Genomic DNA, 23,837 nt, shown 5'->3' with positions numbered 1-23,837 from the left:
ATATTTATGACATTTGCTTTTCAATCTGTTCTGAAATGTTATTGATGATATCGTGTACATCTCCTACAGTATCAAATCCGGCAGCTCTTACATGACCGCCTCCACCAAAATATGATGCTATGACACTTACATCTACTAAATCCTGAGATCTCATACTTACCTTGTATTTCATTTCCCCTATCTGATACATAAATATTGCAACCTCTATTCCTTCAATATTTCTAAGCTGTGCAACTACTGAATCTAAATCCTTTGTCGTTACACCATAAAAATCCATAAGTTTTGTTGTTGCGTATGCAAATATGCATCTATTATCCATAAACCTTACACTTTCAAGCTGAAGTCTTCCTGCAACCTGAGACTGTGCATAAGTTTTTTTATAATATGTTTCTTCAAGAATCTTATTTGCATTAATTCCAAAATCCAACATTTTTCCTGCAACATTCATTGTTTTAGAAGTTGTGCTCTGGAATCTAAACACTCCTGAATCATGGGCAATTCCTGTATACATTGGTTCTGCAATAGATTTATCAAATAAACTTACATCTAACAAATCATATAAAACTTCACATGCCGAACTTGCATTTGGAAGAATATAATTATAATCTGCATATCCTCCATTACTGATGTGATGATCAATACATGCTGTTCGCTTTGCATGTTCAAAAAATTCTTTATTTAAACCTAATCTTTCTAAATCAGCACAATCAAGTGAAAAGAATAAATCGTACTCTGTTCCGTCGTACCCATTTGAATCTATTTTCTCAGAGTTCTTTATAAATAAAAATTTATCTTTAATTTTTTCCAGATATACTTTTACCTGTATATCCGGAAAATTTTTCTCAATGTAATTATAGAGTGTCATGCATGAACCGATGCAATCGCCATCCGGTCTGATATGTCCTGCTATTCCAATAGTTTTTGCATCGCCAATCAGTTTCTTTATAGGTATAGGATTATTCATTGTCATCTGACGTCACCTCATCAATCATTTTTGACATTCTTACGCCATACTCTATAGAATCATCTAAAATAAATGTAATCTGTGGAGTATTTCTTAAATTTACGGTTTTTGCAAGCTGATGTCTGATAAATCCAACTGCACTCTTAAGTCCTGCTAATGTATCAGCCTTTGTTTCTTCATCGCCTAACACACTTACATACGCTTTGCAATATTTAAGATCAGGTGTTACCTCTACATGGGTAACACTTGTCATTATTCCTACTCTTGGGTCCTTGAGTTCTCTGATTATATTACATAATTCTCTTTGAACTTCTCCGTTAATTCTTGTATTTTTTATGCTGTTCTTTCTCATATAATTCCTTTCCGGTTAACTAGTCTTATCTAGGTACCTCAACCATCATGTACGCTTCTACAGCATCTCCTTCAGCAATATCATTGAATTTTTCAAATACAAGACCGCATTCATATCCTGCTTTAACTTCCTTAACATCATCTTTAAATCTCTTAAGTGATGCAAGTGGTCCGTCAAATATCTGCTCTCCATCACGTGTAATTCTAGCTGAGCATCCTCTCTTAAATGAACCATCTAATACATATGAACCTGCGATATTTCCAACACCTGAAGCCTTGAAAATCTGACGAATTTCCGCATGACCGATAACTTTTTCTTCGTAAATTGGTTCAAGCATTCCCTTCATAGCTCTTTCAATATCTTCGATTGCATTGTAAATAACGCTATATAATCTTAAATCAACCTTTTCTCTTGTAGCAATTTCTTCTGCCTGAGCATCAGGTTTTACATTAAATCCAATAATAATTGCATTTGATGCAGAAGCCAAAATAACATCAGATTCATTAATTGCACCTACACCACCATGAATAACTTTAACTTCTACTTCTTCATTTGAAAGTTTTAACATACTCTGTTTTACAGCTTCTACAGAACCCTGTACGTCTGCCTTTATGATGATATTTAATTCCTTAAGGTTACCTGCCTTAATCTGACTGTTAATATCATCAAGAGAAATTCTGTACTTAGTTCCTTCAAGAAGTTTTTCCTTGCTATCTGCAATAAATGTTTCCGCAAATGCTTTTGCTTCATTTGCAGTTTCCTTAGCAACAAATACTTCACCTGCGTTTGGTACTCCGCTCAATCCTAAAATTTCTACTGGAGTTGAAGGTCCTGCTTCTGTAATTCTATTTCCTCTGTCATCTGTCATAGCTCTTACTTTACCGTAATTTGCTCCTGCTGCAATATGATCACCAATATGAAGTGTACCTTTCTGTACAAGTACAGTTGAAACAGGTCCTTTACCTTTATCAAGTTTTGCTTCAATTACGATACCTCTTGCCATACGGTCAGGATTTGCCTTAAGTTCAAGTACATCTGCCTGTAAAAGAACCATTTCTAATAATTCTTCAATTCCTTCTCTTGTATGTGCAGATACAGGAACCATTTCTGTATTTCCACCCCAATCAGCTGCTAATAATTCATATTCAGCTAATTCCTGTTTTACTCTTTCGATATTTGCACCCGGTTTGTCAATCTTATTAATAGCTACAATTATTTCAATTCCGGCTGCTTTTGCATGATTGATAGCTTCAACTGTCTGAGGCATTACACCATCATCTGCAGCTACTACCAAGATTGCAATATCTGTTGACTGAGCGCCACGCATACGCATTGCTGTAAACGCTTCATGTCCCGGAGTATCAAGGAAAGTAATCTTTCTGTCATTAATCTTAACAACAGAAGCACCAATATGCTGTGTAATACCACCTGCTTCACCTGAAATTACATTTGTTTCTCTAATTGCATCAAGAAGAGATGTTTTACCATGATCTACATGACCCATTACACATACAACAGGTGGACGACTTGTCATGTCTGCTTCATTTTCTTCTTCTTCCTTAAGAAGTTCTTCAATCATATCGACCTTAACTTCTTTTTCACACATAATTTCATATTCAAGGGCTATTTCTTCTGCTCCGGCAAAATCAATTTCAGTATTAACTGTAACCATCTTACCTTCTAAGAAAAGTTTCTTAATAATTGTTGATGGCTGCATTTTCATCTTTTCTGCTAATTCACCAATTGTAAGTGCTTCAGGGATTGAAATAACTTTGATTTCTTCTTTCTTTTCTTCCTTCTTCTGAGGTTTCTGTAATACCGGCTTGCTCAAATCAACTCTACGCCCATTCTTGCCTTTTCTTCCGCCATTACCATCTTCGTAATTCTTTCTTCCTCTTTCCTGCTTATCCTGGCGTAACTTGTTTTCTCTCTTATTACGATCTTTGCTCTGGATTATATCTGCAGGTGCACTCTGCTTCTGGTCATCTCTTCTTCTGTCATTTCTTCTGTTGTTGTCATTTCTGTCAAAATCTTTATCCTTATTATAACCATCATTATTTCTATTATTGAAATTGCGGTTATTGCCATTTCTATTATCTCTGTTAAATGACTTTCCATCATTGTTTCTGTTCTGACCATCTCTGTTTCCAAAGTTTCTGTTCTGACCATCTCTGTTATTTCTATTCTGTCCGTCCCTGTTGTTTCTGTTCTGACCATTTCCATTTCCATTTCTATTCTGTCCATCTCTGTTGTTTCTATTCTGGCCATTTCTGTTATTTCTTCTGTCATTGTTTCTGCTCTGTCCACGGCTTTCAGCAATTGCTGCTGCTTTTGCTGCTATCTCAGCTGCTTTTCTTGCTGCTGATTCTGCTGTAGGAGCCGGTCTCTTTGGTTCATTCTTAGCAACCGGTGTAACTACAGATTCAACCTTTTCTTCTTTTGGCTGTACATTATTTTCTACCGGCTTATTTGCACTTTCATTTTTTTCCTGTTCTACAGGTTTTGCTATCTGTTCATTTTCTTTCTTAACTGTTTCTGTTTTTTCAGTTTTCTGAGTGGCTGCATTCTGATTTTCACCTTCAGGTCTTGGACGACGTTTTTTCTCACCATCAGGTCTTGGTCTTCTTGGTCTTTCTTCGCCATCACCTTTAAGGCGAACCATTCCTCTGCTTGTAATAATTCTCTTATGTTTCTTTTCTTCTTTGACTTCTGTTTTTTCTGTAGGTGTCACTTTTTCAGCTGTTTTATCTTCAGATGTCTTGCTCTTGCTAAATTTATCCTTTATGTATTTTACTTCACTGTCATCCACTGAGCTCATTGCTTTTACGTCAATGCCTTTTTCTCCCAATGCTTTTACTATATCTGCACTTTTTATATCTAATTCTTTTGCTAATTCATGTACTCTCATTTTTGCCATTCTATAACCTCCGATTATTTTACTTGATTATCTAACATTTTTATGATTGATTTTGAGAATCCTTCGTCAACTACTGCCAATGACATTCTGGTTTTATTTCCTGTAGCTTTTCCTAAGTCCTGTGTTGTTCCATAATAAAACAACGGTATTTTGTAATATTCACATTTATTTTTAAACTTCTTCTTTGTATTATCCGATGCTTCTACAGAAACAATAACTGCATGGGCTTTATTTCCCTGAATCGCTTTTTCTACTGAGAACTCTCCTGATACAGTCTTGCCGGCTTTAGTTGCTAAACCAATCATAGATATAACCTTATCCATTGATTTCTCCTAACTCAGCCTTTAGCTGTTCATATACTTCTTCCGGAACCTTTGCCTTAAGTGTTCTTTCAAGACCTTTGCTCTTCATAGCTTTTTCAAGGCATTTTACATCCGGGCAAATGTATGCCCCTCTGCCATTTTTTCTACCCGTAGCATCCATAGAAATATTTCCTTCTTTATCACGGATAACACGAATCATATCTTTTTTATTTTTCACTTCATTGCACCCGGTGCATTTTCTTAATGGAACTTTCTTTGTCTGGCTCATATTGACCTCTCTTACTTATTCTTCTGAATCATCCTCACTGTCAGCTTCATTTTCATCGAAGTTTTCTTCTAAAGTATCATCAGCTTCATTTTTTTCTTCATTATATTCTTCTTCATCATAGTATTCGTCGTCATCATAATACTCATCTTCATCATAATATTCGTCATCATCGAATATATACTGAATTCCGGCTTCTTTTGCCTGTGTTTCACTCTTGATATCAATCTTGAATCCTGTAAGTCTTGCTGCAAGTCTTGCATTCTGACCTTCTTTACCGATTGCTAAAGATAACTGATAATCAGGAACGATTACCATAGCTTCTTTTTCGTCAGGATCAGCTAATACTGAAACAACTTTTGCAGGGCTTAATGCATTTTCAATTAAAATTGCAGGATTTTCATCCCAATTTATAATATCAATCTTTTCACCACAAAGTTCATCTACGATTGCATTAACTCTTGCTCCATTTACACCTACACATGCACCTACTGCATCTACATTAGGATTGTTTGAGTAAACTGCCATCTTTGTTCTTGAACCTGCTTCTCTTGAAATACTCTTGATTTCAACTGTTCCGTCCTGGATTTCTGAAACTTCCTGTTCAAATAAACGCTTTACTAATCCCGGATGAGTTCTTGAAACAACGATTCTTGGTCCTTTATTTCCATCTTTAACTTCTGTAATATATAACTTAATTCTGTCTGTTGGTCTGAAATGTTCTCCTGGTACCTGTTCCTTTTCCATTAAAACAGTATCTGTCTTTCCAAGATTTACGCTAATATTCTTTCCATTAATTCTTTGAACAATACCTGTAATAATGTCATTCTGTTTTTCATAGTACTGTTCAAATACACTCTTTCTTTCTTCTTCTCTGATTTTCTGTAAAATACCATTCTTAGCACTCTGTGTTGCAATTCTTCCGAAGTCCTTTGACTGGATTTCTACATTAACCATATCTCCGATTTCGTATGTTCCCTTAATTGCTCTTGCATCTTCTAATGAAATTTCAATTACAGGATCAAATACTTCTTCAACAACTTCCTTCTGTGAATAAATGTGGAAATCTCCTGTTTCTCTGTCAACATTAACAATAACATTGTCAGCTTTATTAAAATTATTCTTATATGCAACTACAAGCGAATTTTCGATTGCTTCAAATAACACTTCTTTACTAATTTCTTTTTCTTTTTCCAGTACATTTAATGATTCAATTAATTCTTTATTCATTTTCCTTTATCCTCCTAATTATCTCTACATACTGTTGTCCTTCATCGGACTGTTTTCTGTTCTATTTGATACAAAGTAATTGTTAGAAATCAAATGTCAATCTTACGAGTGCAACATCAGCTCTGTTAAACACCGTTTCTTCGCCATCTTCTAATTCAACTGTAAAAGTATTCTCTTCTTTGTTGAATTCCTTTAAGATTCCCACAAATTCTTTTTGTTTGTTTATAGCTCTATATAAATGAATTTCAATTTCTTCACCTATACTTCTTACAAAATCCTTATCTTTCTTTAATGGTCTTCCAAGTCCCGGAGAACTTACTTCTAATATATAAGCATCGCTTATAAAATCTTCCTGGTCTAACTTTTCACTGAGTTCTCTGCTTATCGGTTCAATATCATCTATAGATATTCCGCCCGGCTTATCTATAAAAGCTCTCAAATACCAGTTACTGCCTTCTTTTACATACTCTACGTCAACTAATTCGAATCCTCTTTCGTCAACCATTGGCTGAAGTAGTGCTTCTGTCTTTGCTTCGTATTCTTCTCTTCTTGACACGCTTTCTCCTCAACTTTCTACTATTATTATGTCTTTATTTAAGACTTTTTAACAATAACAAAGAGTGGACCTCTGGTCCACTCCTTATCATCTAGTCAATATTTACGTTAAACAGTATAACTCTGCTTTTATTTTGTGTCAAGCAAATGGCGTAAAAATGGCGGTTTAACGACATAAAACCAGCGTAAAAGCAACACAAAACTATCTCATAAAGAAATTTTTAAATGCTTTTTACCACATACTCTTCTTTTTATTTCATGGATTTTGCATAATTTTACAATTTTTACCTATTTAGTAATGTAATTTTTATAATAATCATTTATACTTATACAGGAAAAAATCATTGGAAGGTACATATTATAATGAAAAGGATTTTAAAACACACACTAATTTTATCAATGCTTACATGCACTTTAACATTTTCTACAAATACAAAGGCTTCTGTTGCAGATACTTCTTTAAATGAAAGTACTACAAATGAAGTCACTACAACTTACAACTTATCAGAAACTTCTTTAAGTAACGATACTAAGGCCGTTTCTTTACCTTCAGATAAATCTGATTATATTAAATCCGACTTATCGCCTTTAACTTCTAAGGTCATAGTTCTTGATCCCGGTCATTGCAAAAAGCATATCGGTGCCCGTGGATATGGACTTAAAGAAGAAGATATTGTACTTGATATTTCTAAAGCATGCAAAAACAAATTAGACAATTATGGTGACATTACAGTTTATACGACAAGAACAACCAATAATTGTCTCTCTACCCTCGGACTTGGATACTGCCTTACAGCAAGAAACAGATATTCAAAAAGACTTAATGCTGATTTTTTAATAAGTCTTCATATCAATGCTAATGAAAATAAAAATAAAACCGGTGCTTTAATGCTTGCAGCATATGACTCCGGTTATAATAAAAGAATTCATTTACAAACTACCTCATTTGGTAAAATTGCCTTAAAGAACTTACATTCCTTAGGATTAAAAAAACGTGGTTTTTGGATGCGAAAATACAAAGGTTTGCATTACAAAAACGGGTCTAGAATGGATTATTATTCTATTGTCAGAAATGGTGTTTTATACAATATTCCAAGTGTTATTATTGAGCACGGATATATCACAAATAAATCTGACTGCAAAAAATATTTTAATACAGTAGCTAAAAGATACCTTCTTGGTAAAAAGGATGCCGATTCCATCATTTCATATTTTGGACTAAATAAAGAAATAATTTCCGGTAAATTTGTAAAAGACGGTAAGGATACATATTATTTAACAGGCGACAACAACATCGTAACCGGTTGGGTTAAATACTCCGGTAAATGGTATTATTTTGACACTGTTACCGGAAAAATGAAAACAGGTTTTTTAACTGTAGATAACAGGAAATTTTACTTAAGCCCTTCTACCGGAGAAATGTGTACAGGTTGGATTACCGTTAAAGGAGCAAAATATCTTGCAACAGGAAATGGGTCTTTAGTAACAAATACATATTTTAATGATGGGATAAAAACTTATAAATTTAACGCTTCCGGCAAGAAGATGTAAGTTTTTCATTTATTCTTTTTATATGCCTATAATGAATTTTATATATTTTTCATTTTTAGAATTATTGTTTTTTTATCGCCTATATTAAAATTATAAATAGTATGGCATATTATGACTTACAGATATTATTAATTATAGATAGTGGATTTTTTTATGGAGTTACTACAATTAAAATATTTTAAAGATGCCGCTGAACTTGAGAATTTTCCTTAATTGCTAAGAAAAATATGGTTCCTCACCCCTCTATAAGTTACGCAGTAAAGAACTTTGAATACTTCGTTCCATAAGTAAAATCTTATCTCATACAAAAAAATCACAGAAATAATTCTGTGATTCTACAAGCAGCCTGTACGGGAATTGAACCCGTGATTCCGCCTTGAGAGGGCGGCGTCTTAACCTCTTGACCAACAGGCCTAAAAAATATTACTGTACTATTATAACAAGAACCGTCAAATTTGCAAGCACTTTTATTATTTACACTTTTATTATTTACACTCTTCTTTTTCCTAACTTTATCTTTAATAATCTTTCATAAAATTATCAAACTTTCTTTTAATTTTGTACACATTCTTCAATTATCATAAAATCATAAAATCGAAACACTCTTAAACAAAATTTTGTTTGTGATACATGTCTGGTTTGACGAAAGTGCATTTGACGCCGTCGGTTCAAATATTTAGTGCATAGGCTGAATGAAACCGCAGGTTTCAAAGTCTGTCTGTGTGCTGAATATTTAGAACTGCTACGAGTGGCAAGCAGCGCGAGCGTTCTTTTGTCGAACCAGACATGTATCACAACAGAAATTTTATAATTGTTTCGCAATTTTAGTTTTTGAATAATTGAGAAAGGGTTGCAGAATATCTGCATAGTATAAATTATATGAACGTTTTAATGTTATTAAAAAATAAATCAGAGGTTTCCTACATATATGACACATTTACATTTGAACAGGGATTAGAAGCTATGAAGGAACATGGTTATACCGCTATTCCGGTTTTATCAAAGGATGAAAAATATGTAGGTTGTGTTAGCGTTAGTGACTTTTTATGGAGTCTTGTTGACTATATGAACAATAAGGTAAAAAGCGAAAAACCTTATCTGGTTAAAGATATAATAAAGAAAAATTATAATCCTGCAGTTCGCGTAGATGTGAAAATGGATGAGCTGTTAAATCGCTCAATGAGCCAGAATTTTATTCCTGTTACAGATGACAGAGATTATTTTATTGGCATCGTAACAAGACAGGACATAATCAGAAGTTTTGTTGGTTCAACACAACCTTCTGAAAGCAATGCATAAAATGACTATTATCTTAAATTTGTGAACACATTTTTCAACTTTTCTTTGTGTTCAAATTTTTTTCATACTTTTTTCTCTTATAAAAGGCTTATAATACAGAAGTATTCGATTCTTCTATATTATAAGCCTTTTCATTTACATTTCTTTATACTTTTATTCTAACCATCGTTCATCCGGCTACCGGATTTTATTATTGATTAAGCCTTTTTTTATGATGGTTGGAAGATTACTGTTATATGAGTTCCCTTTCCTTCGGTACTCTCAAGTTCAAGCTGTGCATTATGTTTTATCAAAATATGCTTAACTATTGCTAGTCCAAGTCCTGTTCCACCTGTTGATTTTGACCTGCTCTTATCAACTCTGTAAAATCTTTCAAATATTCGTTTCTGATTTTCCTTTGAAATTCCTATTCCGGTATCTAGTACCTCAAGATTTACTCTATCTAATATTTTATTAACACGTACAGTGGCACTTCCACCCTCTCTGTTATATCTGATAGCATTACTCAGAAGATTATACACTAATTCTTCCATCATCATCTTATTAGCAGTTATATTACATGGTGTTCCTTCAAATTTTAAATTGACTCCATGATCTTTAGCATTAAATTTAAGCATTTCCACACAATTTTTTGCAATGTCGTATATATTTACTGTTTCCATTGCAACTTTGCTTTCTGACGAATCAAGTTCAGACAATTCTATGATGTCATTTATAAGTGTTAGAAGTCTTTGAGAACTTTTGTGTATTTCTCCTGCAAATCTTATAGTATCTTCCTGTGTTGCCATTCCATTTTCAATTAATTCCGAATATCCTGAAATGGATGTAAGAGGAGTCTTTAATTCATGCGATACGTTCGCTGTAAATTCCTGCCGCACATGAGAATTTTTTACTATATCCTCATGTTGTTTCTTTATTGTATCGATAAAAGGCTGTATCTCTTTATATGTTTTTATATCTTTTATTTCATCAATATTATTAGCAAGTTCTTCTACCGGTTTTACAATACTTTTTGTAATATAATGAGTAATAATTCCAACAGAAAAAAGCATTAATATTATGATTCCTAAAATAAGCGGAAGCACTTTTATAAAAATATTCCACACACTACTAGCTTCTTTTGCAATTCTTAAAACCTGTCCATCATCCAAAAGTACTGCATAATAATATGTGCTCTTATTAAGAGTTGAAGATTTTCTAACATCTGAGCCCTCACCATTTTTGAGCGCCGATTCTATTTCAGGTCTGTCTTTATGATTATCCATTTCAATATCATTTGCTTCATTATCATAAACAACAGTTCCATCTGCATCTATTATTGTTATTCGCAAATCTTCGTTTTTGAGATTTAATTTTTCCTCATTAGACGCATTAAACACCCCTGCACTTCTAAGTACATGGGTGTATGCTTTCATGTCATTTCTCATTTCCTGTACAAACAATTCATAAAATGTTCCTACAGACAAACTCATAGTTAATATAATAGCAATAAATGAAACTATAATAAATTGCATATTTATTTTTTTCTTCATTACATTACTCCATCCTATATCCTACATTTCTTACCGTCTTAATTCTATTTCCTGCCTCTTTAAGTTTGTGTCTTAAAGTTTTTATATGCATGTCTAATGTTCTTGATTCACCTTCGTAATCTGTTCCCCATACGTCTGCCATTATTGTATCTCTATGTAATACAATTCCTGCATTAATCATAAGTAATTTTAATAGTTCAAATTCTTTGTATGTAAGTTCACAAGGCTCATCATTTACATAAACAGCTCTTTTTTCAGTATCCATAAACACATTACCTATAGATATCATTTTTTCTTCCTGCAGATTTCTGCTTCTTCTAAGAAGTGCCTTTACCCTTGATATAAGTTCCATTACTCCAAATGGTTTGGTTATATAATCATCTGCTCCCATATCAAGTCCTTTTACTTTATCTATTTCTGTTGTTTTAGCTGTAACCATGATGATTGGCACTCTCATGGTATCCGGTCTTTTTCTTAATTTTTTTACTATTTCAAGACCATCTTCATCCGGAAGCATCACATCTAACAACACAAGGTCCGGAAGTTTCTCGTACAGCCTTTTGTAAAAATCTCCGGCACATTCAAATCCCTCTACAGCGTAATCTATGTTTTTTAATGCAAACATTTCTATTTCCTGTATGTTTTTATCATCTTCAACAATATATATTAAAGCCATATCTTCCTCCTTGTGTTTATCATAAAACTATTTCTGTCTAATCTGCATACTAATATTATGCTCATTTTTTATTCACATAACATAACTAAAGCATATCATATTCTTAGTTTAAATAGTACTTTTCTTTATATTCCTGATATAATTTTTTAAACTGTGTATCATCATGTTTAACATTATCTAAATATTCATGTGTTCCATATTCATCTTCTCTTACCTGCAACATACATACTGCTACATTTGAGCAATGATCTGCAACTCTTTCGTAATTAGTAATTGTATCTTCGAGAATTAAACCAATATCTATTGTACATTCTCCATTTTGTAATCGTTTAACATGATTTTTCTTTATCTTAGAATTAAGTCTGTCTATTACTTCTTCAAGTGGCTCTACCCTTACAGCCTCATCCAAATTATCTGCCGTAAACACATCTACAGTCATATTCATAATCTCTTTAAGGGCATCTCCATACACCTGAAGTTCCTTTGAGGCAACATATGAGAATTTCAATCCTTTACTGTGCATATCTTCTGCCTTTTTACTTATATTAATCGCATAATCTGCGATTCTTTCAAAATCCCCAATTACATGAAGCATAATTGATACTGTCTGGCTATCATTTAAGGATAACTGCTTACTGCTTAATTTTACTAAATATGTTCCAAGCTGATCCTCATACTGGTCAATTTTATTTTCCAGTTTTACTACATCTTCAGCTGTTTTTTTATCATAATTTTCAAACAGACTCATTGCCTTAAATAAAGCATCTCTTGACAATGAAGCCATTTTCTTTGTAACGCTTACACTTTGTACTACAGCAAATGCAGGTTTTTCAAGAAAACGAGCATCAAGCATTTCTAATGTTTTATCTTCTACAATATCTTCTGATTCTTTTTCATCTCTTACCGTAAGTGTTGCAAGCTTAACAAGAACCTTACCAAAAGGTAAAAGCAATATTGTTGCACCTACATTAAATAAACTATGAACTATTGCTATTCCTGCTGCATTTGTTGCATCACCTAAAAATGAGAAATGCATAAATCCATTTACAAGGTAAAATACAATCATAAATACTGTAGTTCCAATTACATTAAAATATAAATGTACAAAAGCTGCTCTCTTTGCGTTTTTCTTAGCACCTATACTTGAAATCAATGCTGTAACACATGTTCCTATATTCTGTCCCATTATAATCGGTATTGCAACTCCATATGATACAAATCCCGTAGCACATAATGCCTGTAAAATTCCTACTGATGCCGATGAACTCTGAATCACCGCTGTAAGAACTGCACCTGCCAACATACCAAGTATTGGATTAGAAAACATAGTAAGAATATTTGTAAATTCAGGAACATTCGCCAATGGTTTTACTGCTGCGCTCATTGTTTCCATTCCAAACATTAAAACGGCAAATCCAAGAAGAATTGTTCCAATATCATGTTTCTTTTCACTTTTTGTAAATAATAAAAATACAATACCTATAACAGCTAATATTGGTGAAAATGATGACGGTTTCAACATTTTAATCCAAAAATTATCACTTTGAATTCCTGACAAACTAAGAATCCATGATGTTACCGTTGTTCCTATATTTGCACCCATAATAATTCCAACCGCCTGCGTCAGTTTCATTATTCCCGAGTTAACAAAGCCTACCACCATAACAGTTGTAGCTGATGAACTTTGAATTACTCCTGTTACTGCAGCACCTAAAATAACGCCTTTTATAGGTGTTGATGTAAGTTTTTCCAATATTTTTTCTAATTTTCCACCTGCTGTCTTAGCAAGTCCATCCCCCATAACATTCATTCCATAAAGAAATAACGCTAATCCTCCAATAAGGGACAATACATTGAAAATATCCATAAATTTCCTCCTGTGCTTTTCCTAAAGCCTTACTGCCAATTATATATGTTAAACTACTTAGGCTTTATGTCTTATGTTTTTATTTACATTCTTTTTACATTTGCATTGTATTTTAGTGGTGTAAAGTCAGAGGGATATTTATGTAAAATCTATGTAAAATTTCAATCTTTACGATATAAATATATTGTTCCACCAAATAATCCGCAAAATGTTGTCGGATATCCTACAATAATTGTCATTATCTGCCAGGAAATCTTACCTGTTATAAAAAATGGAACTGTTATAACAGACATTCCAATTAACCATGTCACTACACTTAATACTAAAAACATCTTATATGTACTAATATTTTTTCCCTTTGTAATTTTATCGGCTATTAAATAAATGCTATTCATAATACACTCCATTCCGCCTATTTCATCCTTTGGCTTAAACTGTAATTTAATGTTTTTTATCTTTTTCCTGTAATTGAATAAATTACCCATTCGGATATATTTGTTGCATGGTCGCCTATTCTCTCTAAATATTTTGCTACCATTAATAAATCTGCCATTTGTTCTCCATCTTCATCATCATCTTTTATGGCAACAATCAGGGCTTTTTTTACTTCGTCAAATAATCCATCAACTATATCATCATGATTTATTACCGCCTTAGCTTTCTCAATATCCTTGTTAACATATGACTCTATACTTTGGACAAGCATTATCATTGTTTCTTTTGCCATTTTCTCAATCTTTTCTAATTTACATCTATATGGCTTATCTGCCATCATTATTGTTATTTCTGAAATATCTGCTGCATGGTCACCTATTCTTTCCATATCGGTAACCATTTTTAAAGCTGATGAAACCGTACGTAAATCACTTGCTACCGGTTGCTGGCTTAGTAAAATTTTCATGCACATGTTTTCAATATTCTTTTCCATTTCGTCAATTTCAGCATCATATTCAATCGCTTTCTTTGCTGTTTCAACATCCTGTCTTACTAATGCAGAAATCGCATTCTCTATAGATTTTTCAATCATTGCCCCCATTTCAATCATATTGTTGTTTAAGTTTTCCAACTGTTTCATATATTTATCTCTCATTTTCGTCCAACCTCTCTTTCCATTGATAACATTCATATGCCTTGTAGAACATTTGCTCTTTTAGTATATATTCGATATATAACGACCAACGTGTTATAAAATCATCCAAATCTTCCTGTAATGTACTCTTCTGTCTTTTTATTTTTAGGCATTGAGAATAGTTTTTCTGTATTATCATATTCAATTACTTCTCCAAGTAAAAAGAAGGCTGTATTATCTGAAATTCTTGTTGCCTGTTGCATATTATGAGTTACCATAATAATTGTATATTTATCTTTAAGCTCTAATGCTAAATCTTCAATCTTTGATGTAGAAATAGGATCAAGTGCTGATGTAGGTTCATCCATTAAAATAACTTCCGGTTCAACCGCTAATGCCCTTGCAATACATAATCTTTGTTGCTGTCCACCGGATAATCCTAAAGCTGATTTTTTCAACCTGTCTTTTAATTCATCCCAAATTGCAGCCTGTCTCAATGACTTTTCTACTATTTCATCTAATTTACTTTTTGAATGGATTCCATGTGTTCTTGGTCCATAAGCTATATTGTCATACACACTCATTGGGAATGGATTTGGATTCTGAAATACCATTCCTACTCTTTTTCTCAAAAGATTTACATCCATATTTCCATATATATCTTCACCATCTAACTTTATATCACCTGTTATTTTGCATCCTTCAACTAAATCATTCATTCTGTTTAATGTCTTAAGGAAAGTTGATTTTCCGCATCCTGAAGGTCCGATGAATGCTGTAATCTGTTTTTCAGGTATTTCCATATTTACATTTTTTAGGGCATGATATTCGCCATAATATAAATTCAAATTTTTTACATCAAATTTACTACTCATTTCTTTCTCCTTTAAATTCATTCGGAATTCTTTTCATTCTTCTTTATTATTATTTAGCTTTATTTTTCTCCACCACTTGCCTTTTCAAATTTCTTTGCAATAAGTCCTGATGCTCCATTTATAAGAAGTACCATAATTAAAAGTACTACTGCTGTAGCATATGTCTGGTCTGTATGTAATCCTTCTCTTGAAAGGCTGTACATATGAACTGCTAAAGTTCTTCCTGATTCAAATAAACCTCCTGCTACCTTTGTAGCTGCACCTGCCGTATAAATTAAAGCTGCTGTTTCACCTACAATTCTACCTATTGCAAGAATAACTCCTGATAAAATTCCGGGAATGGCTGACGGTAAAACTACCTTAAATACTGTTCTTAACTTTCCTGCTCCAAGTCCGAAACTTCCTTCTCTATATGAATCCGGCACAGACATTAACGCTTCTTCTGTTGTTCTTAATATTACAGGAAGTACCATGATCGCCAATGTACATGCACCTGCCATTAATGAAAGTTTCCATTTAAGAGTTGAAACAAAGAATAATGCTCCAAATAAGCCATATACAATAGAAGGAATTCCTGTTAATGTTTCTGCTGTTATTCGCATAATTCCAACAAGTTTATTTCCTCTTTTTGCATATTCCACAAGATATATTGCTGAAAATATTCCAATTGGTGCTGAAAAAAGAAGTGACAACAATGTCATTGATATAGTATTTATAATCGCCGGCATCATTGATACATTTTCTGAATTATATTCCCATGCGAATAAATCAGGTGTAAGGTTTGGTATACCTTTAATTAATATATAGCAAACTATAAAACCTAAGCATAATGTTGTTGCTAGTGCTGCTAATCCAACTAATAATAACAATATAAAGGAGCCCGGTTTTCTTTTATAACTTTTTAATCTCTGTAAAAAGGAAACTTTATTTATTCCTTTTATTTGTGATAATTTGTCATTATTCATAATCTACTTTACTCCTTTAATATTGATGTTTTTCTTTATTTTTTATAATTGAAAACAGGAGATTGATTATAAGAATAAATACAAACAGAACAACACCTGTTGCTATAAGTGCCTCTCTATGTAATCCCGCAGCATATCCCATTTCCATTACTATATTTGTTGTTAACGTTCTAACACCTTTTAACATACCCTCCGGCATTCTTGGCTGATTTCCTGCAACCATAATTACTGCCATTGTTTCTCCTATTGCTCTTCCTACTCCTAATATAACCGCTGCCAAAATTCCTGATTTTGCTGCCGGAACAACAGTAAGAAAAACACTTCTTTCATGTGTTGCACCAAGTGCTAATGCCCCTTGATAATATTTATCAGGTACGGCCCTTATAGATGACTCTGATACCGAAATAATTGTTGGTAAAATCATCATTCCAAGTAACATGCTTGCTGTTAGCATACTAAGACCATCACCACCAAAATTATCTCTTACTGCCGGTACCAAAACAACCAATCCAAAGAAACCATATATTACCGATGGGATTCCAGCCATGAGTTCAATTCCAGGTTTAAGTATTTTGTACAAAGGCTTCGGACAAAATCTTGCTAAAAATATAGCTGTTAAAAGTCCAATTGGTACACCTATAATCAATGCTCCGGCTGTAACGTATATACTTCCTACAATCATTGGTAAAATACCATATATGTTATTCGTCGGACGCCACTGTGTACCAAATATAAATTTAGTAAATCCAATTTCTTTTATTGCCGGTATTCCATTTGCAAATAAGAATATGCAAATCAAAGCTACCGCTGCAATTGACACACAGGCTGCAATTAAAAATATTATTTCCATAAATACTTCTTTAAATTTCTTCCAACCTTTATTTGCTCCTACATTATTATTTTCCTGCATTTCTTTTCCTCATATATTTCTAAAGCCCGACTTACCAGTTAATACGTTGTCAGCCAGGCTTTAATCTTTTTCTGATTTTTACCAGATTATATCTTTATGTTATTATTTAACATCTGCCCAAGTTGTAACTGCACCTGTAAAGATATCTTTAATCTGATCTACTGTTAAGTCATCAATTGTGTTGTTATTATTAACAATTACTGCAATACCGTCTTTTGCAATTGCTGTTGCCTTAACTCCTTTTTCTTCATCCTTTAAATCTCTTGATGCCATTCCGATATCACATGTTCCTTCAATTGCTGAATTAACACCTGTTGTAGAATCACTTTCCTGAATTTCAATTGATGCATTTGAGTTAACTTTGGCATAAGCTTCTTTTAATTTTTCCATTACAGGAGTTACTGATGAAGAACCGGCTACTACGATGCTTCCTTTTACTTTGGATGATGTAAAACTTCCTGTATTTTCTACTTCGATATAACCATTGTCTGAAATAATTTTCTGTCCATCTTCACTCATAATATAGTTAATGAAATCCTGTGCTACTTCACTTACGCTATCACCTGTTACGATGTTAAATGGTCTTGCAAGTGTATATGTACCTGCATTAATGTTATCTGCTGTAGCTTCAACTCCACCTACTTTAACTGCCTTAACTGTGTCATTTAATGAACCAAGTGAAGCATAACCGATTGCGTAATCATTTCCTGACACCGTTGTCATCATTACTTCTGTGCTGTTTGTAATGCTTGCATCTAATGTTGTGTTATCAACCTTATTTCCATCTGCATCTTTTTCTTCAACACCTGTTAATTCAATGAAAGCTCCTCTTGTACCAGAACCATCTTCTCTTGAAACAACTGAAATATCTTTAGATGTATCAAATCCTGTTTCTGAACTTGCGCTTTTATTTGTTCCTGCATTATCAGAATTCTTTGCGTCTGAATTTGTAGAACCACAACCTGTCATTGTTCCCATAACTAATGCTGCACTAAGTGCTAAAACTGCTAATTTTCTCATTTCTTAATTCCTCCATAATCTGACGATTTATTTCATCGCTCTAATTTACATTTTCTTTTATTTAGTTTAAAAATAATTAACTAAATATGCGCATTTGTTAATTCTTCTTAATCATAAATGCCCAATGTAAAATCCATAACCATCTCTAAGTAAAAAATACGTAAAGTTCGATTGTAACGAGCCACGCAAATAAAGAAAGACCAACACTACGTTTCAAGCTTGCTTGAAAACTCGTGTTGGTCTTTCTTTATTTATGCGGCGACAGCCGTAACGAAAAAGATGCGTAGCATCTTTGAGTTCGGCTCGTTACAATCGAACTTAATCGAACTTTTCTTTTTTATCCGCGACAGCCGTAACGAAAAAGATGCGCAGCATCTCTGAGTTCGGCTCGTTACAATCGAACTTTTTTATTCATCCGCGACAGCCGTAACGAAAAAGATGCGTAGCATCTTTGAGTTCGGCTCGTTACAATCGAACTTAATCGAACTTTTCTTTTTTATCCGCGACAGCCGTAACGAAAAAGATGCGCAGCATCTCTGAGTTCGGCTCGTTACAATCGAACTTTTTTATTCATCCGCGACAGCCGTAACGAAAAAGATGCGTAGCATCTTTGAGTTCGGCTCGTTACAATCGAACTTAATCGAACTTTTCTTTTTTATCCGCGACAGCCGTAACGAAAAAGATGCGTAGCATCTCCTCGTTCCCCGCTCGTTACAATCGAACTTTCTACCATTTAGATTCTATTAATTCATTGACCCAATTCTCAATTTCTAAAATCTGTTCTATAGTAGGATTTTCAATCGTGTTATGTTTGCTAATACAATATTCAATTATATCCGCAATTTCTAAATAACCAATCTTTCTATTCAAAAACATTGCTACAGCCTTTTCATTTGCTGCATTTAATACCGTAGGCATCGAGCCACCAATTCTTCCTGATTCATATGCCAATTCAAGACCCTTAAACTTTTCAAAATCAGGATCCTCAAAAGTAATCTGACCTATCTTTCCAAAGTCTAGTCTATCCCCTGAAAGGTATCTTCTCTCAGGATAATAAATTGCATACTGTATTGGCAACTTCATATCAGGCACACCTAATTGTGCAATAACTGCACCATCATTAAACTGAACCATTGAATGAATTATACTTTGAGGCTGTACTACAACCTGAATATTATCTACATCAACATCAAATAACCATTTTGCCTCTAAAACTTCAAGGCCTTTATTTACCATAGTTGCTGAATCGATAGTTATTTTTCGTCCCATACTCCAGTTTGGATGCTTGAGGGCATCCTCTAAAGTAACTGTTTTTAAATCATCTTTTGTTTTTGTTCTAAATGGGCCGCCGGATGCAGTTAAAAGAATTTTATCAATCTCTTTTGAATTTTCACCATTTAAAGATTGAAAAATTGCGCTGTGCTCACTGTCCACAGGAAGTATTTTTACATTATTCTTTTTAGCCAAATCCATAACTATATGTCCTGCTGTAACAAGTGTTTCCTTATTTGCAAGAGCTATATTTTTTCCGGCTTTGATTGCTTCAACTGTTGGCACAATACCTATCATTCCAACAAATGCAGTAACCACTAACTCAGCACTTTTATATGTAGCTGCCTCAATCAATCCTTCCATTCCTGAAACAACCTTTGTGTTTGTATCTGAAATCATAACTTTAAATTGAGATGCTGCTTTTTCATCATAAACACAAACTATATCCGGTTTAAATTCCCTAACCTGTTCTTCAAGTTTATTTATGCTTGATTTAGCAGCTATTGATACTACATTTAAATCATTATTTTCTCTTACAATTTCTAAAGTCTGTGTACCTATAGAACCTGTAGAGCCTAAAATTGCAATATTTCTCATAATCTTTTTCCTTCTTTTCTTTATTAAAAATACACACTTTTATTTCCATAAAAAGAATGCTTATTCCATATTTTACAAATCAAATATAGATAACTGATTTCCTTCAGGCATTCCATCAAGCAAACCTAGGTCTGACATTGTTTCCACAACTGTCTTACTTACTTTTGCCCTTTCTCTCAAATCATCTTTTGAAAGGAATTTTCCATCTTTTGCTGCCGCTTCAAGCATTTCCGCAGCTTTATCTCCCATTCCTTCAATAGCGCTGAAGGATGGCATTACCTTTCCATCAATAACCTGAAACTCTTTTGCTTTTGCTCTGTAAAGGTCAATTGGTTCAAATTCATATCCTCTTGCATACATTTCCTGTACTACTTTTAAATCCCCAATTGTATCTTCATCTTTTTTACTTGTTTCATTATTCTCTTTCTTACGCATAAGATTGTCCAGATAATACTCGCAACGTTCCTTACCCTGACACATTAGTTCATAGTTAAATGCCTTTGCTCTTATGGCAAAATAAGCTGCATAATATGCCTGTGGGTAATAAACTTTATAATATGCAACTCGAAGAGCCATCATAACGTAAGCTGCTGCATGAGCTTTCGGGAACATGTATTTAATCTTTTTACATGACCATATATACCAATCAGGCACACCATTATCAATCATAATCTGCTCATTTTCAGGAGTAAGTCCCTTACCTTTTCTTACAGCTTCCATTATCTTAAAGCTAATACCCGGGTCAATTCCTTTGTCAATAAGATAAGTCATAATATCATCTCGAGTACAAATTGCTGTTGAAATAGTACATTTGCCCTGTGCAATTAACTCCTGAGCATTTCCAACCCATACATCCGTACCATGTGACAATCCCGAACACCTAATCAAATCGGCTATTGTTTTTGGCTTTGCATCAACATACATTTGAATAACAAAATCTGTTCCCATTTCAGGAAGACCCAGCGTCCCGATAGGACATCCTCTTATCTGTTCAGATGTTACTCCTAATGCTTCCGGGCTTTCAAATAAAGACATAAGCTTCGGATCATCAAACGGAATCTCTACAGCATTCGTTCCTGTTAACTTTTCAAGTCTTCTAATCATTGTCGGATCATCATGTCCAAGAATATCAAGCTTAAGAAGGTTAGCATCTATGGCATGATATTCAAAATGAGTTGTAAGCGTATCTGTCGTCATATCATTTGCAGGTTTTTGGATTGGTGTAAATTCATATATTTCCTTATCTCTTGGGACAATAACAATACCACCCGGATGCTGTCCTGTACTCTTTCTTATACCGGTACATCCTCTTGCTATTCTGTCGATTTCAACATAACGCTTATGTATATCATGCTCTTCAAAATAATTCTTTACATAACCAAATGCTGTTTTATCAGCTACACCTGTAATGGTTCCTGCTCTGAAAGTATGTCCTTTACCAAACATAACTTCTGTATATGCGTGGGCATTTGCCTGATATTCACCCGAAAAGTTTAAGTCAATATCAGGTTCCTTGTCACCGTTAAATCCAAGGAAAGTTTCAAATGGTGTATCAATTCCATCTTTATGAAGCGGTGCCCCACATCTTGGGCATTTTTTATCCGGCAAATCCCAGCCTACACCACCATTTAATGAACGTATTTCTTCAGAATCAAATTCCGAATACTGACAGTTAAGACAGTAATAATGTGGTTTAAGCGGATTTACTTCCGTAATTCCTGACATGGTTGCCGCAAATGATGAACCTACGGAACCTCTTGAACCTACCAGATATCCGTCTTCATTTGATTTTAAAACCAAACGTCTTGCCATTATATACATAACCGCATAGCCGTTACCAATAATAGAATCCAATTCTTTTTCAAGTCTGTCGTGAACTACTTTTGGCACAGGGTCACCATATATTTCTTTCGCTCTTGCATGACACGAATTTCTAAGTTCCTCTTCTGAATTATCAAGCACCGGTGGACATTTATCCGGATGGATTGGTGAAATATCCTCAATCATATCACTAATCTTTGCCGGATTTGTTATAACAATTTCTTCCGCTAAATCACTATCAAGATAACTAAATTCATTAAGCATTTCATCAGTTGTTCTTAAATAAAGCGGTGGCTGTTCATCTGCATCTTTAAATCCGTTACCATACTGAATAATTCTTCTGTACATTTCATCTTCAGGATCAAGGAAATGTACGTCACATGTAGCAACCGTAAGTTTTCCGAGTTTCTTTCCAAGTTCAATTATCTTTTTATTTATATTAATTAAATCTTCATTTGAATTGAGAAGTCTCTTATCATCCTTTTCAGGGTCGCCTGTCTTAACCATAAACTGGTTATTTCCAAGAGGCTGCACTTCAAAATAATCATAGAAATCAGCTATTCGCATAATTTCCTGCTGACTATGTTCATGTAATATTGCCTGATATAATTCTCCTGCTTCACAGGCACTACCAATAATCAATCCTTCTTTATATTTCAAATAGTCACTTTTATGAATTCTTGGTTTACCATTTGCAAATGTATCTATATGAGAAATAGATATAAGCCTATACAAATTTACTCTTCCTATGTTATTTTGTACTAATATAATGGCATGATGGGCTTTCGCTTTCTTCATTGCATTTTCAGACATTTTTCCGGCTTCGTTAGCCTTGTCTAAATCATGAATATCTTTTTCTTCAAGCAAATCACACATTTTTAAGAAAATGTGAGCCGTACATTCAGCATCATCAACAGCTCTATGATGATTTTCCAAGGAAACACCTAATGCCTTTGCAACATTATCAAGTTTATATCGACCTAGTCCTATTATAAGGAATCTTGCCATTAACAATGTATCCACAACTGTAAAATCACATGGTAATCCCTGCCGTTTTGCATTTGCCGAAATAAAGCTCATGTCAAAATCTGCATTGTGTGCAACCATAATTGCGCCTTCGCAAAATTCTAAGAACTTTGGAAGTACTTCTTCAATTTCAGGAGCATGGATTACCATATTATCATTTATACCTGTAAGTTTTTCTATTCTAAAAGGAATCGGTACTTTAGGATTTACAAAAGTACTAAACCTGTCCACAATCTGACCATTTTCAACTTTTACTGCGCCTATTTCAATTATTTTATCAAGAGATGGAATAAAACCGGTTGTTTCGATATCAAATACTACATATCTGTCTTTAAGGCTTTGTCCTCTTGGATTTGTTATCATATCCTTCAAATCATCTACAAGATATGCTTCAACACCATATATTACTTTAAAGTCAAATTCTTTTCCCTGCTTTTTACACATACTCTTGATATCGCAATATTCATGCCATGCATCAGGGAAGCCCTGAACAACACCGTGGTCAGTAATTGCAATTGCTTTGTGACCCCAGTCATAAGCCCTTCTGACAATTTTTCTTACATCACTTACACCGTCCATATCGCTCATTTTTGTATGGCAGTGTAATTCAATTCTCTTATCAACTGCTGTGTCATGTCTTATTTCAACAAAATTTGATATAAGCTTCATTCCAAAGATGTGTCCAACATTTACTTCCTTATCATATGGATCATAAGCTGCTCTACCTTTAATTCTTACAAATTTGCCTTTA

The 23,837-nt window shown here is 33.7% G+C and carries 20 protein-coding genes and 1 tRNA gene; 2 read left to right on the top strand and 19 right to left on the bottom strand.

The genetic code is table 11. The features are described 5' to 3' along the window. Positions 1–4: 4 nt before the first annotated feature. From ABMA45_RS03445 to rimP, 7 genes are all read right to left on the bottom strand, one after another. A complete protein-coding gene (locus ABMA45_RS03445) occupies positions 5–970 on the bottom strand; it encodes a DHH family phosphoesterase (protein WP_022088487.1) in 966 nt (321 codons plus the stop codon). Further along, complete coding sequence (gene rbfA, locus ABMA45_RS03440) at positions 957–1,316, bottom strand: 30S ribosome-binding factor RbfA (protein ID WP_022088486.1); 360 nt, start codon at positions 1,314–1,316, stop codon at positions 957–959. Before rbfA ends, ABMA45_RS03445 begins: the two co-directional genes overlap by 14 nt. Before the next feature lie 25 nt (positions 1,317–1,341). Then, positions 1,342–4,233: a translation initiation factor IF-2 gene (infB, locus tag ABMA45_RS03435; RefSeq protein WP_022088485.1), complete on the bottom strand. Its 2,892-nt coding sequence runs from the start codon at positions 4,231–4,233 to the stop codon at positions 1,342–1,344. 14 nt (positions 4,234–4,247) lie between these two features. Continuing rightward, positions 4,248–4,556: a L7Ae/L30e/S12e/Gadd45 family ribosomal protein gene (locus ABMA45_RS03430; RefSeq protein WP_022088484.1), complete on the bottom strand. Its 309-nt coding sequence runs from the start codon at positions 4,554–4,556 to the stop codon at positions 4,248–4,250. Then, positions 4,549–4,824 (bottom strand): RNase P modulator RnpM, encoded by a 276-nt coding sequence (locus ABMA45_RS03425; RefSeq protein ID WP_022088483.1) that lies wholly within the window; start codon positions 4,822–4,824, stop codon positions 4,549–4,551. The genes ABMA45_RS03430 and ABMA45_RS03425 overlap by 8 nt, the downstream gene beginning before the upstream one ends. 15 nt (positions 4,825–4,839) lie before the next feature. Next, entirely contained in the window at positions 4,840–6,051 is a 1,212-nt protein-coding gene (nusA, locus tag ABMA45_RS03420) for a transcription termination factor NusA (protein ID WP_022088482.1), read from the bottom strand. An 82-nt stretch (positions 6,052–6,133) separates the two neighbouring features. Continuing rightward, positions 6,134–6,607 (bottom strand): ribosome maturation factor RimP, encoded by a 474-nt coding sequence (gene rimP / locus ABMA45_RS03415; RefSeq protein WP_022088481.1) that lies wholly within the window; start codon positions 6,605–6,607, stop codon positions 6,134–6,136. A 362-nt stretch (positions 6,608–6,969) separates the two neighbouring features. Between rimP and ABMA45_RS03410 the strand changes: the two genes are divergently transcribed. Beyond that, positions 6,970–8,157 (top strand): N-acetylmuramoyl-L-alanine amidase, encoded by a 1,188-nt coding sequence (locus ABMA45_RS03410; RefSeq protein WP_022088480.1) that lies wholly within the window; start codon positions 6,970–6,972, stop codon positions 8,155–8,157. 342 nt (positions 8,158–8,499) lie between these two features. Here ABMA45_RS03410 and ABMA45_RS03405 read toward each other — a convergent pair. Next, positions 8,500–8,571: transfer RNA gene (locus ABMA45_RS03405), tRNA-Glu, on the bottom strand. Positions 8,572–9,036: 465 nt separating this feature from the next. Here ABMA45_RS03405 and ABMA45_RS03400 point away from each other — a divergent pair. Then, positions 9,037–9,456, top strand: coding sequence for a CBS domain-containing protein (locus tag ABMA45_RS03400; protein WP_022088479.1), 420 nt, complete (start codon positions 9,037–9,039; stop codon positions 9,454–9,456). A 209-nt stretch (positions 9,457–9,665) separates the two neighbouring features. Here the strand turns inward: ABMA45_RS03400 and ABMA45_RS03395 are convergent, their stop codons facing one another. The 11 genes from ABMA45_RS03395 to ABMA45_RS03345 all read right to left on the bottom strand — a co-directional run. Then, positions 9,666–10,988: a sensor histidine kinase gene (locus ABMA45_RS03395; protein WP_022088478.1), complete on the bottom strand. Its 1,323-nt coding sequence runs from the start codon at positions 10,986–10,988 to the stop codon at positions 9,666–9,668. Positions 10,989–10,992: 4 nt separating this feature from the next. Further along, positions 10,993–11,664: a response regulator transcription factor gene (locus ABMA45_RS03390; RefSeq protein WP_022088477.1), complete on the bottom strand. Its 672-nt coding sequence runs from the start codon at positions 11,662–11,664 to the stop codon at positions 10,993–10,995. Positions 11,665–11,767: 103 nt separating this feature from the next. Then, positions 11,768–13,531: a Na/Pi cotransporter family protein gene (locus ABMA45_RS03385; protein ID WP_022088476.1), complete on the bottom strand. Its 1,764-nt coding sequence runs from the start codon at positions 13,529–13,531 to the stop codon at positions 11,768–11,770. Between the two features lie 161 nt (positions 13,532–13,692). Further along, entirely contained in the window at positions 13,693–13,926 is a 234-nt protein-coding gene (locus ABMA45_RS03380; protein WP_022088475.1) for a hypothetical protein, read from the bottom strand. Between the two features lie 56 nt (positions 13,927–13,982). After that, positions 13,983–14,621 carry a phosphate signaling complex protein PhoU gene (phoU, locus tag ABMA45_RS03375; RefSeq protein WP_022088474.1) on the bottom strand — a complete coding sequence of 213 codons (639 nt, stop codon included), beginning with the start codon at positions 14,619–14,621 and terminating at the stop codon, positions 13,983–13,985. Positions 14,622–14,722: 101 nt separating this feature from the next. After that, on the bottom strand, positions 14,723–15,475 hold the full coding sequence (gene pstB, locus ABMA45_RS03370; protein ID WP_022088473.1) for a phosphate ABC transporter ATP-binding protein PstB: 753 nt from the start codon (positions 15,473–15,475) through the stop codon (positions 14,723–14,725). Positions 15,476–15,534: 59 nt separating this feature from the next. Next, complete coding sequence (pstA, locus tag ABMA45_RS03365) at positions 15,535–16,440, bottom strand: phosphate ABC transporter permease PstA (protein ID WP_022088472.1); 906 nt, start codon at positions 16,438–16,440, stop codon at positions 15,535–15,537. Between the two features lie 16 nt (positions 16,441–16,456). Next, the gene (gene pstC, locus ABMA45_RS03360) at positions 16,457–17,350 is read right to left on the bottom strand and encodes a phosphate ABC transporter permease subunit PstC (protein ID WP_022088471.1); all 894 of its coding nucleotides are present in this window, start codon (positions 17,348–17,350) and stop codon (positions 16,457–16,459) included. A gap of 102 nt (positions 17,351–17,452) precedes the next feature. Continuing rightward, positions 17,453–18,370 (bottom strand): substrate-binding domain-containing protein, encoded by a 918-nt coding sequence (locus ABMA45_RS03355; protein WP_022088470.1) that lies wholly within the window; start codon positions 18,368–18,370, stop codon positions 17,453–17,455. Between the two features lie 726 nt (positions 18,371–19,096). Then, entirely contained in the window at positions 19,097–20,239 is a 1,143-nt protein-coding gene (locus ABMA45_RS03350; RefSeq protein ID WP_022088469.1) for a 1-deoxy-D-xylulose-5-phosphate reductoisomerase, read from the bottom strand. 72 nt (positions 20,240–20,311) lie between these two features. Next, positions 20,312–23,837 (bottom strand): PolC-type DNA polymerase III (locus ABMA45_RS03345; protein ID WP_348029909.1); only part of this gene is annotated, 3,526 nt, incomplete at its 5' end.

This window comes from Eubacterium sp. CAG:156 (genome assembly GCF_000434315.1).
Lineage (GTDB): Bacteria > Bacillota > Clostridia > Lachnospirales > Lachnospiraceae > Eubacterium_U > Eubacterium_U album.
Note: the sequence above shows the minus strand (reverse complement) of the source record. Positions and strands in the feature narration are given on the sequence as shown.

What these genes read in the sequence shown, in the direction of transcription:
- ABMA45_RS03445 (WP_022088487.1), bottom strand. Translation starts at nt 970, where the DNA reads ATGACAATGAATAATCCTATACCTATAAAGAAACTGATTGGCGATGCA.
- rbfA (WP_022088486.1), bottom strand. Translation starts at nt 1,316, where the DNA reads ATGAGAAAGAACAGCATAAAAAATACAAGAATTAACGGAGAAGTTCAA.
- infB (WP_022088485.1), bottom strand. Translation starts at nt 4,233, where the DNA reads ATGGCAAAAATGAGAGTACATGAATTAGCAAAAGAATTAGATATAAAA.
- ABMA45_RS03430 (WP_022088484.1), bottom strand. Translation starts at nt 4,556, where the DNA reads ATGGATAAGGTTATATCTATGATTGGTTTAGCAACTAAAGCCGGCAAG.
- ABMA45_RS03425 (WP_022088483.1), bottom strand. Translation starts at nt 4,824, where the DNA reads ATGAGCCAGACAAAGAAAGTTCCATTAAGAAAATGCACCGGGTGCAAT.
- nusA (WP_022088482.1), bottom strand. Translation starts at nt 6,051, where the DNA reads ATGAATAAAGAATTAATTGAATCATTAAATGTACTGGAAAAAGAAAAA.
- ABMA45_RS03410 (WP_022088480.1), top strand. Translation starts at nt 6,970, where the DNA reads ATGAAAAGGATTTTAAAACACACACTAATTTTATCAATGCTTACATGC.
- ABMA45_RS03400 (WP_022088479.1), top strand. Translation starts at nt 9,037, where the DNA reads ATGAACGTTTTAATGTTATTAAAAAATAAATCAGAGGTTTCCTACATA.
- ABMA45_RS03395 (WP_022088478.1), bottom strand. Translation starts at nt 10,988, where the DNA reads ATGAAGAAAAAAATAAATATGCAATTTATTATAGTTTCATTTATTGCT.
- ABMA45_RS03390 (WP_022088477.1), bottom strand. Translation starts at nt 11,664, where the DNA reads ATGGCTTTAATATATATTGTTGAAGATGATAAAAACATACAGGAAATA.
- ABMA45_RS03385 (WP_022088476.1), bottom strand. Translation starts at nt 13,531, where the DNA reads ATGGATATTTTCAATGTATTGTCCCTTATTGGAGGATTAGCGTTATTT.
- ABMA45_RS03380 (WP_022088475.1), bottom strand. Translation starts at nt 13,926, where the DNA reads ATGAATAGCATTTATTTAATAGCCGATAAAATTACAAAGGGAAAAAAT.
- phoU (WP_022088474.1), bottom strand. Translation starts at nt 14,621, where the DNA reads ATGAGAGATAAATATATGAAACAGTTGGAAAACTTAAACAACAATATG.
- pstB (WP_022088473.1), bottom strand. Translation starts at nt 15,475, where the DNA reads ATGAGTAGTAAATTTGATGTAAAAAATTTGAATTTATATTATGGCGAA.
- pstA (WP_022088472.1), bottom strand. Translation starts at nt 16,440, where the DNA reads ATGAATAATGACAAATTATCACAAATAAAAGGAATAAATAAAGTTTCC.
- pstC (WP_022088471.1), bottom strand. Translation starts at nt 17,350, where the DNA reads ATGCAGGAAAATAATAATGTAGGAGCAAATAAAGGTTGGAAGAAATTT.
- ABMA45_RS03355 (WP_022088470.1), bottom strand. Translation starts at nt 18,370, where the DNA reads ATGAGAAAATTAGCAGTTTTAGCACTTAGTGCAGCATTAGTTATGGGA.
- ABMA45_RS03350 (WP_022088469.1), bottom strand. Translation starts at nt 20,239, where the DNA reads ATGAGAAATATTGCAATTTTAGGCTCTACAGGTTCTATAGGTACACAG.